The organism is Actinophytocola sp. (genome assembly GCF_050699915.1).
Taxonomy (GTDB): domain Bacteria; phylum Actinomycetota; class Actinomycetes; order Mycobacteriales; family Pseudonocardiaceae; genus Actinophytocola.
Genome location: NZ_JBOHGA010000188.1, coordinates 1 through 12,682 on the forward strand (window position 1 = coordinate 1; position 12,682 = coordinate 12,682).

Consider the following 12,682-nt stretch of genomic DNA (forward strand, 5'->3'; position numbering starts at 1 on the left):
CGCCGCGGCCGCCGACTGCCACACCAGCTCGCGGATCGCCTCGTAGCGGTCGAGCACCTCGTCGGGCGTGCGGATGCCCGCGCCGACGAGCAGCCGGGCGGTGCCGAGCAGCGGGTCGTGCCGGTGGTCGGCCGCGATCTCCGCCGGCGTGCGGTAGGCCGACTCGACGTCCGAGCCCGCGTGGCCCAGCAGCCGGACCGTGGTCAGGTGCAGGAACGCCGGCCGGCGGTGCTCCCGCACCCACGCGGCGGCCTCGGCGGCGGTGTCGAACGTGCCGGCCGGGTCGGCGCCGGTCGCGTGGAAGTACCGCAGTCCCGGGCGGTCGCCGTACGTGCGGGCGACCCAGCCCGGCGGCGTGGGCACGCTGATGCCGATCCCGTTGTCCTCGCAGAGAAACAGCAGCGGGAGCGGCATGCCCTGGTAGGCCGACCAGGACGCGGCGTTCACCGCGCCGGTGACCGTCGAGTGGTTGGCCGACGCGTCCCCGAAGGAGCACACGACCACCGAGTCCGCCGGCCACGCCGCCGGCACGCCGATGCCGCGGGCCCGCTCGATCGCGAACGTCACGCCGACCGCTCGCGGCAGGTGGCTGCCGACCGTCGAGGTCTGCGGGATCACCGCGAGATCCGGATGACCGAACACCTTGTGCCGCCCGCCGGCGATCGGCTCCTCGCTCGAGGAGACCAGGCCGAGCAGCACGTCGCGGACCGGGTCGTGGCCGGGGACCTGCCGCGCGCGGGCCACGTAGAACCCGCCGGAGCGGTAGTGCAGCAGCGCGGGATCGGTGGGCCGCAACGCCATCGCGACCGCCGCGTTGCTCTCGTGGCCGGCCGAGCCGATCGTGTAGAACCCGTCGCCCTCGGCCTTCAGCCGGCGGGCCGCGAGGTCCAGGTGCCGGCTGGTCGCCTGCGCCTCGAACAGCTCGACGCAGCCGGCCTCGGTCAACCCCGAGGGTGCCGGGCCCGAGCCGGGCGTGAGCGTCCGGACCGCGTCGAGGAACGGCTCGTCGGTCACCCCTGTGGCGCCGGCGTGGGGCTCGGCTCCTGGGTGAGGGGTTCCTCGTCCGGCGCGGCATCGCCGCCGTCGCGGCCGCGGCGCGACAACAGCCGGCGCGCGGTGCCCCAGATGCCGCGGCGGAACACGAGCACCGTGACCACGAAGATCGCGCCGGTCACGATGCCGACCGCGTCGATGCCGGCGGTGGCCAGGTAGTCCTCGAGCACGACGATGACGCCCGCGCCGAGCACCGGGCCCCACAGCGTGCCCATGCCACCCAGGATGTTCATCACGACCACCTTGCCAGAGGTGGTCCAGTAGACCTCCTGCAGCGAGGCGAACCCGTGCCCCACGGCGTACACCCCGCCCGCGATGCCGGCGAGGAACGCCGAGATCACGAACACCTGCACCTTGTACCGGTCGACCGGGTAGCCGAGCGCCCTGGCACGGGCGGGGTTCTCCCGAATCGCGACCATGACCCGGCCGAAGGGCGAGTGCACTACCCGCCACGCTCCGAGGAAACCCAGCAGCACCAACGGAAGCGCCGCGTAGTAGAAGTAGAACGAGTCCGCCAGGTCGAGCCCGAACGCCTCCCGCGGGATCCCCTGCAGCCCGTTCTCGCCGCCGGTGAGCGAGCGCCACTGGTTGGCCACGAAGTAGATCAGCTGCGCGAACGCCAGCGTCACCATCGCGAAGTAGATGCCCGTGCGTCGCACCGACAGCATCGCGATCGGCAGCGCGATCAGCGCCGCCACGACCGCGCCGCCCAGCACGGCCACGTAGAACGGCAGGCCGGTCTCGATCGCGATGAGGCCGGTGGCGTAGGCCGACGAGCCCCAGAACGCGGCGTGCCCGAACGAGAGCAGGCCCGTGTAGCCGAGCAGCAGGTCGAGCGCGACCGCGAACAGCGCCCACGCCGTGATGTCCAGCGCCACCGGCGGATAGATCATCCATGGCAGCCCGAACGCCACCGCAAGCCCGACGACCAGCAGCCCGACGCGGACCAGCGGCGAGCGGCCACGGGTGCCGGCCACGAGCCTGGAGACGATCATGTGTGCACGCCCTCCTCGCGACCGAACAGCCCTGCCGGCCGCAACAGCAGCACCAGGGCCATCAGGATGAAGACCAGGCTCTGCGACAGCGCCGGCACGTAGAGGCTGCCGACCGCGGTCAGCATCCCGACGAGGTAGCCGGCGGCCACCGAGCCGAACACCGAGCCGAGCCCGCCGATCACCACGACCGCGAAGATCACGATGATCAGGTCCGCGCCCATGCTGGAGTTCACCGCGCGCATCGGGGCGGCGAGCACGCCGGCGAGCCCCGCCAGCGCGATGCCGAACCCGAACACCGGCGTGATCCAGCGCCGCACGTCGATGCCGAGCGAGCGAGTCAGCTCCGGACGCTCGGTCGCCGCGCGCACGATCATGCCCACCCGGGTCTTGGTCAGCACCAGCCACACCAACACCGAGACGACGATCGAGAAGACGAACACGAACACCTGGTACTTGGGATAGTCGAACAGCCCGAGGCTCATCGACCCGTCGAGCAGCTCCGGCCGCGAGTAGGGCTGCGAGGTGACGCCGTACTTCAGCCGCACCAGGTCCTGCAGGATCAGCGCGACGCCGAAGGTGAGCAGGAAGTTGTACAGCGGGTCGAGCCGGACCAGCCGCGCCACCAGCACCCGTTCGAGGACCATGCCGACGAGGCCGAGCACGGCCGGCACCACCAGCAGCGCGAGCCACCAGCTCAGCCCCACACCGTCCAGCAGCACGAAGGCACCGACCGCCCCGAGCATGTAGAACGCGCCGTGGGCGAAGTTGACCACACCGAGCATGCCGAAGATCACCGACAGCCCCAGCGCCAGCAGGGCGTAGAAGCTGCCACTCACCAAGCCGTTGAACAGCTGCTGCACGAGTTCCAAGGGATCAGCCCATCTGGCAGCCGCTGTCGGACGCCTTCCGGAACGCCTCGTCGGCCGGGATCTTCTTGACCAGCTCGGTGAAGTCGAAGTCCTCCTCGACCTGGTCCTCCGCCTTCACCTTGACCAGATAGGACTCGTGGGTGACGCGGTGGTCCTCGGCGCGGAACTGCGCGTCGCGGGCGAAGAAGTCCTCGAACTCGTAGCCGTCGAGCTCCTTGCGCACTGAGTCGGCGTCGTCGCCGCCGGCCCGCTGGATGGCCTCGAGGTACTGCGTCGCCGCGGAGTAGTTCGCCGCGTGGTCGAAGGTCGGGCGGGTGCCGGTGCGCTCCTTGAACCGGTCGGCCCACTCGCGGCTCTGGTCGTCCATGTTCCAGAACCAGGCCGTGGTGAACAGCGTGCCGGCCAGCGGACCGACGCCGATGGAGTCGATGTCGGTGTCGAACATCAGGCCGACCGCGAGGTCCACGCCCTTCTGCCGCAGGCCGAACTCGTTGTACTGCTTGACGACGTTGACGAGGTCACCGCCGGCCTGCATGGTGCCGAGCACGTCCGGCTTGGGGCTCAGGTTGGGCGCCTTGGTCATGAACGTGGCGAAGTTGTCGTTCGGGAACGGCGTGGGGTCGGCCGTGCCGACGGTCCCGCCGGCGGCCTCGATCGCCTCGGTGAAGCTGCGGTTCATGTCCTGCCCGAACGCGTAGTCGGGATAGATCATGTACCACTGCTTGGCGCCCTGCTCGGTGACGGTCGTGCCGGTGCCGTGCGCGAGCATCCAGGTGTCGTAGGCGTAGTGGTACGTGTAGGGGTTGCACTGCTCGCCGGTCAGCTCGGTGGTGGCGGCGCCGATGTTGAAGTACAGCTTCTTGTTCTGCTCGGCCACGGTCGCGATGGCGAGGGCGGCCGAGGAGGTCGGCACGTCGAAGATCGCGTCCACGCCGTCGCGGTCGTACATCTCGCGGGCCGCGGTGTTGGCGATCTCCGGCTTGTTCTGGTGGTCCGCGGAGCTCACCTCGATGTTGTCGGTGACCGCGTCGTCGGCGTGCTTCTTCTTGAAGTCGTCGACCGCCATCTCGACCGCCTCGACGGCGTTCTTCCCGGCCAGCTCGGAGTAGACGCCGGACAGGTCGGTGATCACGCCCAACTTGATGGCGTCGCCGCTGACCTTGCCACCGCCACTCTGCGGACCGCCACCACAACCTGCGAGCACGGCACCCACGGCCAGCGCCGCAGTGAGCGCACCCATCCGCTTCAGCGTCGTTGCCACGTGTTCCTCCTGTCGTCAGATGCCCAGGTACTCGAGCAGCTCGTGCTCGCGCTCCCGGACCTCGGCGTTGTCGAGCGACTCGACCACCCGGCCCTGGGCGATGAGGTAGTGCCGGTCGGCCACGGTCGTGGCGAAGTGCACGTTCTGTTCGATCAGCAACACGGTGACGCCGTGCGCCTTGACCGTGCGGATGATCTCGCCGATCTGCTGGACCAGCAGCGGGGCGAGGCCCTCGGTCGGCTCGTCGGCGAGCAGCAGCCGGGCGCCCATCCGCAGCACCCGCGCGACGGCGAGCATCTGCTGCTCCCCGCCCGAGAGGTGCGAGCCCGACTGGCGCCGCCGCTGTCCGAGCACCGGGAATGCCTCGTACACCTTCTCCAGCGGCCACGCGTCCGGCCCGGTCGTCGGCGGCAGCGTGAGGTTCTCCTCGACGGTGAGCGTGGCGTAGATGCCGCGGTCGTCGGGGACGTAGCCCAGGCCGAGCCGGCAGCGCCGGTGTGGCGCCAGCCGGGAGATGTCGGTGCCGTCCAGCTCGACCGTGCCGGTCATCGACCGGTGCAGGCCCATCAGGCAGCGCAGCAGCGTGGTCTTGCCAGCACCGTTGCGGCCGACGAGGGTCACCACCTCGCCGCCGGCCACGTCCAGCGACACCCCGGCCAGGACTTGGGCCTCGCCGTAGCTCGCGTGCACATCCCGGACGCCAAGCTGTGTTCGATCGTTCGCTTCGCTCATCCGCTACCCGCCGTCTTCCCTCGTCGCGTGCTCGGCACTCGTCCCTCGCGCCTGCGCGCGCTCCTCAGTCCAGACGGCGGACGCTCCCTCGCTCTCGCTCACCGACTCTCCCAAATAGGCGGTGATCACCGCCGGGTCGTCGCGGACCTGCTCGTACGGGCCCTCCGCGAGAACCTTGCCGAACTGCAGGACCGTGACCCGGTCGGTCAGGTCGCCGACGACCTTCATGTTGTGCTCCACCAACACGACCGTGCGGTCCTCGCGCACCCGCCGGATCAGGTCGATGGTGCGCGAGACGTCCTCGACGCCCATGCCCGCGGTCGGCTCGTCGAGCAGCAGCAGCCGCGGCGACAACGCGAGGGCGAGGGCGAGCTCCAGCGCCCGCTTCTGGCCGTACCCAAGGCTGCCGGCCGGCGTCTCCGCCCGCCCGGCGAGCCCCACCTGCTCGAGCAGCTCGTCGGTCTCCGCGCGGTAGCGGCGCAGCCGCTTCTCGGAGCGCCAGAACTGGAAGCCCTGCCCGTCGCGGCCCAGCAGCGCGAGCTCCACGTGCTGGGCGAGGCTGAGCTCCTCGAAGAGGCTGGTGATCTGGAACGAGCGCGCGACCCCGCGTTGCGCGATCCGCTCCGGCCGCATGCCGGTCACGTCGCGGCCGTCGATGGCGATCGTGCCGCTGGTGGGCTGGAGGAACCCGGTGAGCAGGTTGAACAGCGTGGTCTTGCCGGCGCCGTTGGGCCCTACCAGTGCGTGCACGGTGCCCGGCGCGACGCTCAGGTCGACCTCGCTCACCGCACGGAATCCGCTGAACTCCTTGGTGAGCCCACGGGTCCGCAGCATCGGGGTCACCGCCCGCGCCGCCGCGGGAGGTGTGGCGCTCGTCACGGCGACGACCCTAGGGACTGCCGGTTCGCCGCGACATGGCCGCGACCGCCACAAGCTGCTCGCCCGGTGTGGCAATTCCACACATGGACGCCGGCGTTGGCGATCAACCGCCGCGCACCCGGTGCAGCCGCAGCGCGAGTTGCAGCTCCAGTTCGCGCTCGGGCGACTGCCAGTCCGCGCCGATCAGCTGGGCGATCCTCTCGAGGCGCTGGGTCACGGTGTTGACGTGAACGTGCAACACCTCCTTGGTCCGGGTGAGGTTGCCGCCACAGGAGAAGTACGCCTCCAGGGTGTGCACCAGCCCGGTCCCCCGCCGCTCGTCGTAGTCCAGGACCGGGCCGAGCTCGGCGCGCACGAACCCGGCCAGGTCCGGCCGGTCGCTCAGCACCAGGCCGACGAACCCGATGTCGCCCGGCCCCGCCCCGTCGCCCGTCCGGCCGAGGGCCCGCAACGCGCCGAGGCAACGCCCGGCCTCCCGGTGGGCCGGCTCGATCTCCGTCGCGCCCCGCGCCGGGCCGGCCCCGCCGACGGTGACCTCGGCGGACAACCTGCCGCCCAGCTCCCGCGCGAGCCCGGCGGCGGCCTTGCCCGGCTCGTCGCCGGGGAGCAGCAGCACCAGGTGGCCGTCGAACGTGCCGGACAGCCCGCCCCTGGCGCGGGCCAGGTGGCTCGCCGCGGCCGCCGCGCGACGGCGGTCGGCGTCGCCGAGGTCGGCGACGAACACGCAGTACGCCACGTCGAGGTCGGCGCCGAGCCGCCGGGCACGGGAGGACAGCACCGCGGGATCGAGGTCCGCGCGGTGGAGCAGGTCGTCGAGCAGCTCCCCGCGGACCCGGCCCTCGACCTCGGCCTCCGACCGGCGGGCGAGCAGCAGCAACGCGGTGACGACCGCGGCGCGCTCGAGGATCCGCAGGTCGGCCTCCTCCAGGTCCGGCTTCCCGTTCAACACGAGCGCGCCGAGGTGCTCGGTGCCGGCCGAGACCGCGGCGAGCCAGCACCCGGACTCCCGCACCGCGCGGCCGCTCGCCCGCGAGGCCGCCACCGCCCCGGCGAGCTTGGCCGGCTCGACGGGCACCGGCTCCCCCACTCCGGCGAGCTCCCGGTCCTGCTCGTCGAGCACGAGCAGCGAGCCGCCGATCACCTCGGTGGTGCTGACCGCGACGTCGGCCACGCCACCACCGGTGAGCACGAGCTGGGCCATCTTGTCGTGGGCGGCCGCGGCTCGTTCCACGGCCGCGCTGTGTGCCTGCAGCAGCCGGTTGGCGTTGTTCAGCTCGGCGAGCGCGACCCGGGTCTCGTCGAGCAGCCGGGCCTGGTCGATCGCCACCGCGGCGTGCGCCGCGAGCGAGCCGAGCAGCGCGACCTCCTCCCGGGTGAACGGACGCTCGGTGCGGTTCGCGGCGAACAGCACGCCGATCACCCGCTGCCCGATCTGCAGCGGGACCCCGAGGATCGACGTCAGCCCCTCCTCGCCGACCGCGGAGTCGATCTCACCGATGTGCCGGAACTGGGGGTCGGCCGGGTAGTTGGCGGTGAAGTACGGCATCCCGGTCTGGGCCACCAGCCCGCCGAGCCCCTCGCCCGGCTCGAGCCGCAGTCGCTGGAACGCCGCCGACGTGGAGCCGGCCGTGACCCGCATGTAGGTATCGCCGCGCTCGGGGTCGTGCATCGTCAGGTAGGCGACGTCGGTGCCGAGCAGCTGGCGGGCCCGCCGCACGATCGCGGAGAGCACCGAGTCCAGGTCGGTGAGCCGGGCGAGGTCGCCCGCGGTCTCGAACAGCGCGGTCAGCCGGCTCTCCCGGCGCCGCCGGGTCGCGAGCGTCTCCCGGACTCGCAGGGCGAGCCGCTTGCCCTCCTCGAGCTCCTCGACGACCTCCGGCGCGGCGCCCCGTGAGCGGGCGGCGAGCGGCGGGCCCTCGAACTCGACCGCGGCGGCGTCACGGGTGAGCAGGCGGAGGAAGTCGTTCCACCACGAGCCGGCACCCCCGGTCATGCTCGTGAACCTACGGCTCGGCCCGCCCCGGCTCCACGTAGCGGACAGCCACAATCGCCGCCTGCCCGGTGTCGACGCCACACACAGCGCCCCCGATGATCGATTCTCGCCTACATTGACCGCATGGCAGGCGAGGCGCCGCAGTCGGCGGCGGACAAGACGTTGAGCGTGCTTGAGGCGCTCGCCGACCACACGCGCATCGCCGACATCGCCGCCACCTCCGGCCTGCCGAAGGCTACCGTCCACCGAATCCTGCAGACCCTCGTCCGGCACGGCTTCGCCCGCACCGACGGGACCGGTCGCTACACCGGCGGCCCGCGCATCCTCAGCCTCGCCGGCCGGTTCCTGCAGCGCCTCGACATCGCCGAGCAGGTCCGGCCGATCCTGCGCGAGCTGCAGGAGCGCTCCGGCTGGACGGTCCACCTCGCCCTGCTGTCCGGCGACGAGGCCGTCTACGTCGCCAAGCTCGAGGCGGCCCTGCCCTACCACCTCGCCTCGCGCGTCGGCATGAGCCTCGGGCTGCACTGCACCTCGATCGGCAAGGCCATCCTGGCCACCCTGCCCGACGACGAGGTGCGCGGGATCGCCGCGCGCACCGGGCTCGCCGCGCGCACCGAGCGCACGATCACCGACGCCGACGCCCTGCTGGCAGAGCTGGCGACGGTCCGCGAGCGCGGCTACGCCGAGGACCACGAGGAGAACGAGCCCGGCGTGCGCGCGGTGGGCGCCGCGGTCTTCGACCACACCGGCGAGGTGCTCGGCGCGCTGTCCGCGGCCGCGCTCTTCCCGGTCACCAGCGAGAACCCCGAACTGCCGCGGCTGGTCACCGACGCGGCGGCCGAGGTGTCGCGGGCGCTGGGCAAGAGCTGAACCGACCAAGACCGGCGACCGGGTTCACAGAGCGACCGGCTTGTGCCAGCATGTCGAAATGTCGATGGAACATGGTTCCGTCAGACGGAACGTGACTGCCGAGGATCTCGTGGAGCTTGCCACCCGGATCCTCGTCGCCGCTGGCACGTCCACAGTGGACGCGCAGACCGTGGCCCGCTCGCTGGTCGGGTCCAACCTGCTCGGGCACGACTCGCATGGCGTGCGCCGGCTGGTCGACTACGTCGCCAAGATCCACAGTGGACAGATCGTCCCGCGCGCCGAGCCGAAGGCGGAGGCCACTCGGCCGGGCACGATCGTCGTGCACGGCCGGCGCGCGTTCGGCCAGCTGGCCGCCGGACGCGCGGTCCGCGAGCTGCGCACGCTGGCGACCGAGTACGGCTCGGGGGTGGCCGCCATCCGCGACTGCAACCACGTCGGCCGGCTCGGCGAGTACGTCGCCACGCTGGCCGAGCACGACCTGGTGGCGCTGGCCTTCGGCAACGCCGACGCGACCGTCGCGCCCTTCGGCGGCCGGGAACGCCGGCTGGGCACCAACCCGCTCGCCTGGGCCGCGCCCCGGGCGCCGGACAAACCACCGGTCGTCATGGACTGGGCCACCTCCGGCGTGGCCGAGGGCAAGCTCGCGGTGGCCCGCGACCGGGACGAGCCGGTGCCCGAGGGTCTGGTGCTCGACGCCGAGGGCCGCGGGTCGACCGACCCGGCCGACTTCTACGCCGGCGGCGTGTTGCTGCCCTTCGGCGGCCACAAGGGCTACGGGCTGTCCGTGCTCATCGAGATCGTCGGCGGGCTGGTGTCCGGCACCGGCATCGGCAGCATGCCCGGCTTCCGCGGCGGCTTCGGCACGGTACTGCTCGCGTTCGACATCGCCGCCTTCCTGCCGGTGGTCGAGTTCCGCGAGCAGACTGAGCGGTTCTGCCGCGAGCTCACCGCGACTCCGGCCGCCGAGGGACACCGCGAGGTGCTGGTGCCCGGCGAGCCGGAGGAGCGGGTGCGCCGCGAGCGGGAGCGCGACGGCATCCCCATCGCGGAGCCGACCTGGCACGAGCTCAACGCTCTACTGAGGACAGAGGAGGAGCGACCATGACCGTCAACGACGACGGGGCCGCCACATCGGTCCCGGACACCACGCCTCGGGAGTTGCGCCGGGTGGTCGGCGCGTCCGTGGTCGGCACCGCGCTCGAGTGGTACGACTTCTTCATCTACGGCTTCGCCGTGACGCTCGTGTTCAACGAGCTGTTCTTCGTCACCGGCGACCCGGCCACCGGCGCGATCGTCGGGTTCGCCACCTTCGGCGTCGGGTTCGCGGTCCGCCCGCTCGGCGGGTTCTTCTTCGGCCACCTCGGCGACCGCATCGGCCGCCGGGCGACGCTGATCGTCACCACGCTGGTGATGGGCATCTCGACCGGGCTCATCGGCCTGCTGCCGACCTACGAGTCGATCGGCATCGCCGCGCCGATCCTGCTGACGATCCTGCGGATGTGCCAGGGCCTGGGCGCCGGCGCGGAGTTCGGCGGCGCGTCGACACTGCTCGCCGAGCACGCCCCGGCACGCAGGCGCGGCTTCTTCACCTCGTTCGCGCAGACGGGCGTCCAGATCGGACTCCTGACCGGCACCGTCGTGTTCCTGCTGGTGGAGCTGCTGGGCGAGCAGACCGTGCTCGCGTGGGCGTGGCGGATCCCGTTCTGGTTCAGCTTCGTACTGATCGGGGTGGCGCTGTACGTGCGGCTGCGGGTGGCGGAGTCGCCGGTGTTCCGCCGGATGGCCGCCCAGCAGACCACCGTTCGGCTGCCGATGCTCGACGCGCTGCGCCGCTACCCGCGCAACTTCCTGATCGGCATCGGCGCACACATCTGCGACACCGCGATCGTCTACATCTTCGCCACCTACAGCCTGACCTACATCACCAAGACGCTCGGGCTGGGACGGTGGGTCGGGCTCACCGGTGTGATCATCTTCAGCGTCCTCGTGATCGCGCTGCAACCGGTGTACGGCGCGCTGTCCGACCGGGTCGGACGCCGGCCGCTGAACCTGTTCAGCGTGGTGTTCACCGCCGCGTTCGCGTTCCCGTTCTTCCTGCTGCTCGACACCCGCGAGCCGGCGCTGATCTGGGTCGCGCTGGTCCTCGCCACCACGCTCGGGTTCGCGCCGATGATCGCGGTGCAGCCGGCGTTCTACGCGGAGCTGTTCGGCGCGCGGGTGCGCTACACCGGGTTCGCCGCGTCCCGCGAGATCGGCGCCGCGCTCGGCGGGTTCTCGCCGCTGATCGCCGCCGCGCTGGTGGCGCAGGCCGACGGCGAGGGCTGGCTGGTGGCGGTGTGGATCATCGGCACGGCGGCGATATCGTTCGTGGCGTTCTGGCTGTCGAAGGAGAGCAAGGACGTGGACATCACGCTGGTCGACGCGGCCGACTCGCTCCCGGACTCCGGGCGGGTCGCGACCCGGTGACCGGCCTGCCGCGGCTGTCCCGCGCGACGGTCGCCGACGCCCTGCCGCGGACGGGGATCGGGATCGTCCACCTGGGACTCGGCGCGTTCCACCGGGCGCACCAGGCGGTGCTCACCGAGGAGGCGATGCGCGCCGAGCCGGGGAGCTGGGCGATCTGCGCGGTCGGTCAGCGCAGCCCCACGGTACGCGACGCCCTCGCCGCGCAGGACTGCCTGTTCACCGTCGCCGATCGGGACTCCGGCGGCGAGCGGCTGCGGGTGGTCGGCAGCATCGGCGAGGTGCTGCTCGCGAGCGCCGAGCCGGACCGGCTCACCACCGTGCTGTCCGATGTGGACACCAGGGTCGTGACGGTGACGGTCACCGAGGCCGGCTACCGGCACGACCCGGTCACCGGCCGGCTGCGCACCGGCGACCCCGAGGTGGCGGCCGATCTCACCGGCCGCCCGCCGGTCACCGTTGTCGGCCGGCTCGTGGCCGGGCTGCACCGGCGGCGGTCCCGGCGACACGGCGGGCTGACCGTGCTCTCGTGCGACAACCTGCCCGACAACGGCCGACTGCTCGCGCGCCTGGTGCGGGAGTACTGCCTGGCCGGGCACGATGTGCTGCTCGCCGACTGGATCGCCGAGCACGTCCGGTTCCCGTCCACCGTGGTCGACCAGATCGTGCCGGCCACCACCCCGGCCGACCTCGCGCACGTCGCGAAGACGCTCGGACTCGTCGACCGCGGCGCGGTGGTCGGCGAGCCGTACCGGGCGTGGGTGATCGAGGACGACTTCGCCGCGGGGCGACCGGCGTGGGAGCGGGCCGGCGCCGAGCTCGTGCCGGATGTCGCGCCACATCAGGCGGCCAAGCTGCGGCTGGTAAACGGCACCCACTCCGCGCTCGCCTACCTGGGCCTGCTCGCCGGTTTCGCGAGCACCGCCGAGGTGGCCCGGCGCGAGGAGTTCGCCGGCTACGCGGACCGCCTGCTGCGTACCGAGACCGGCGCGTCGCTGGCTCGCTTCGGCCGCACCGTCGGCACGGCCGAGGTCGACACGCTGCTGGACCGACTGCGCAACCCGCGGATCACCCACCGCCTGGCCCAGATCGGCGCCGACGGCCCGCGCAAGCTGCCGCAGCGCCTGTTGGAGCCGGCCGCCGAGCTGCTCGACGCCGGCACCGAGCCGCGGCTGATCTGCCTGGCGCTGGCGGGCTTCCTCCGCCACTCCGAACTGTCCACAATAGACTTCCTACCCGCGCGGCTGCGGGATGACCCCGCGTTCGCGAAGCTGCTCGCGGATGGACTCGACCGGCTGGACCGCGATGGTGCGCTTGCCGCCGTGCGGTTCGCGGCAACGGAGGGATAGATGGACCTGCGGGGCACCATCGCCGTCGTGACCGGCGGCGGCACCGGGATCGGTCGGGCCACCGCGCTGGCGCTCGCCGGGGCCGGGGCGAAGGGCGTGGTCGTCAACTACTCCCGTTCGGCCGCCGAGGCGGCCGCGGTCGTCGACGAGCTCGCGGCGCTCGGCTGCGCGGGCGTCGCCGAGCGAGCCGACGTCGGCGATGCCGACGAGGTGCGCGC

12 protein-coding genes are annotated in these 12,682 nt (G+C 72.3%); 5 read left to right on the forward strand and 7 right to left on the reverse strand.

The window, feature by feature from the left end; translation table 11 throughout:
- The 7 genes from ACRDSK_RS25915 to ACRDSK_RS25945 form a co-directional block, all read right to left on the reverse strand.
- Positions 1-1,014, reverse strand: a 1,014-nt coding sequence (locus ACRDSK_RS25915; RefSeq protein WP_431443883.1) for a thiamine pyrophosphate-dependent enzyme, incomplete at its 3' end; no start/stop codon positions are given.
- Positions 1,011-2,048, reverse strand: a complete 1,038-nt coding sequence (locus ACRDSK_RS25920) for a branched-chain amino acid ABC transporter permease (RefSeq protein WP_431443884.1) — start codon at positions 2,046-2,048, stop codon at positions 1,011-1,013. The genes ACRDSK_RS25915 and ACRDSK_RS25920, both read right to left, overlap by 4 nt.
- Positions 2,045-2,908, reverse strand: coding sequence for a branched-chain amino acid ABC transporter permease (locus tag ACRDSK_RS25925; protein WP_431443896.1), 864 nt, complete (start codon positions 2,906-2,908; stop codon positions 2,045-2,047). The genes ACRDSK_RS25920 and ACRDSK_RS25925 overlap by 4 nt, the downstream gene beginning before the upstream one ends.
- 13 nt (positions 2,909-2,921) lie before the next feature.
- The gene (locus ACRDSK_RS25930) at positions 2,922-4,178 is read right to left on the reverse strand and encodes an ABC transporter substrate-binding protein (RefSeq protein WP_431443885.1); all 1,257 of its coding nucleotides are present in this window, start codon (positions 4,176-4,178) and stop codon (positions 2,922-2,924) included.
- Between the two features lie 15 nt (positions 4,179-4,193).
- The gene (locus ACRDSK_RS25935) at positions 4,194-4,910 is read right to left on the reverse strand and encodes an ABC transporter ATP-binding protein (protein ID WP_431443886.1); all 717 of its coding nucleotides are present in this window, start codon (positions 4,908-4,910) and stop codon (positions 4,194-4,196) included.
- 3 nt (positions 4,911-4,913) lie between these two features.
- Positions 4,914-5,789, reverse strand: a complete 876-nt coding sequence (locus ACRDSK_RS25940) for an ABC transporter ATP-binding protein (RefSeq protein WP_431443888.1) — start codon at positions 5,787-5,789, stop codon at positions 4,914-4,916.
- Positions 5,790-5,892: 103 nt separating this feature from the next.
- Entirely contained in the window at positions 5,893-7,782 is a 1,890-nt protein-coding gene (locus tag ACRDSK_RS25945; RefSeq protein ID WP_431443889.1) for a helix-turn-helix domain-containing protein, read from the reverse strand.
- A gap of 123 nt (positions 7,783-7,905) precedes the next feature.
- On the opposite strand from ACRDSK_RS25945, the gene ACRDSK_RS25950 reads away from it, so the two are divergent.
- The 5 genes from ACRDSK_RS25950 to ACRDSK_RS25970 form a co-directional block, all read left to right on the forward strand.
- Positions 7,906-8,652, forward strand: coding sequence for an IclR family transcriptional regulator (locus tag ACRDSK_RS25950; protein ID WP_431443890.1), 747 nt, complete (start codon positions 7,906-7,908; stop codon positions 8,650-8,652).
- Positions 8,653-8,743: 91 nt separating this feature from the next.
- Positions 8,744-9,757, forward strand: coding sequence for an Ldh family oxidoreductase (locus ACRDSK_RS25955; RefSeq protein ID WP_431443891.1), 1,014 nt, complete (start codon positions 8,744-8,746; stop codon positions 9,755-9,757).
- Positions 9,754-11,118, forward strand: coding sequence for an MFS transporter (locus ACRDSK_RS25960; RefSeq protein ID WP_431443893.1), 1,365 nt, complete (start codon positions 9,754-9,756; stop codon positions 11,116-11,118). The genes ACRDSK_RS25955 and ACRDSK_RS25960 overlap by 4 nt, the downstream gene beginning before the upstream one ends.
- Positions 11,115-12,464, forward strand: coding sequence for a mannitol dehydrogenase family protein (locus ACRDSK_RS25965; RefSeq protein ID WP_431443894.1), 1,350 nt, complete (start codon positions 11,115-11,117; stop codon positions 12,462-12,464). The genes ACRDSK_RS25960 and ACRDSK_RS25965 overlap by 4 nt, the downstream gene beginning before the upstream one ends.
- Positions 12,465-12,682: SDR family NAD(P)-dependent oxidoreductase (locus ACRDSK_RS25970; protein WP_431443895.1), on the forward strand; the 218-nt coding region annotated here is incomplete at its 3' end. It lies immediately after the preceding gene.

What these genes read in the sequence shown, in the direction of transcription:
- ACRDSK_RS25920 (WP_431443884.1), bottom strand. Translation starts at nt 2,048, where the DNA reads ATGATCGTCTCCAGGCTCGTGGCCGGCACCCGTGGCCGCTCGCCGCTG.
- ACRDSK_RS25935 (WP_431443886.1), bottom strand. Translation starts at nt 4,910, where the DNA reads ATGAGCGAAGCGAACGATCGAACACAGCTTGGCGTCCGGGATGTGCAC.
- ACRDSK_RS25945 (WP_431443889.1), bottom strand. Translation starts at nt 7,782, where the DNA reads ATGACCGGGGGTGCCGGCTCGTGGTGGAACGACTTCCTCCGCCTGCTC.
- ACRDSK_RS25950 (WP_431443890.1), top strand. Translation starts at nt 7,906, where the DNA reads ATGGCAGGCGAGGCGCCGCAGTCGGCGGCGGACAAGACGTTGAGCGTG.
- ACRDSK_RS25960 (WP_431443893.1), top strand. Translation starts at nt 9,754, where the DNA reads ATGACCGTCAACGACGACGGGGCCGCCACATCGGTCCCGGACACCACG.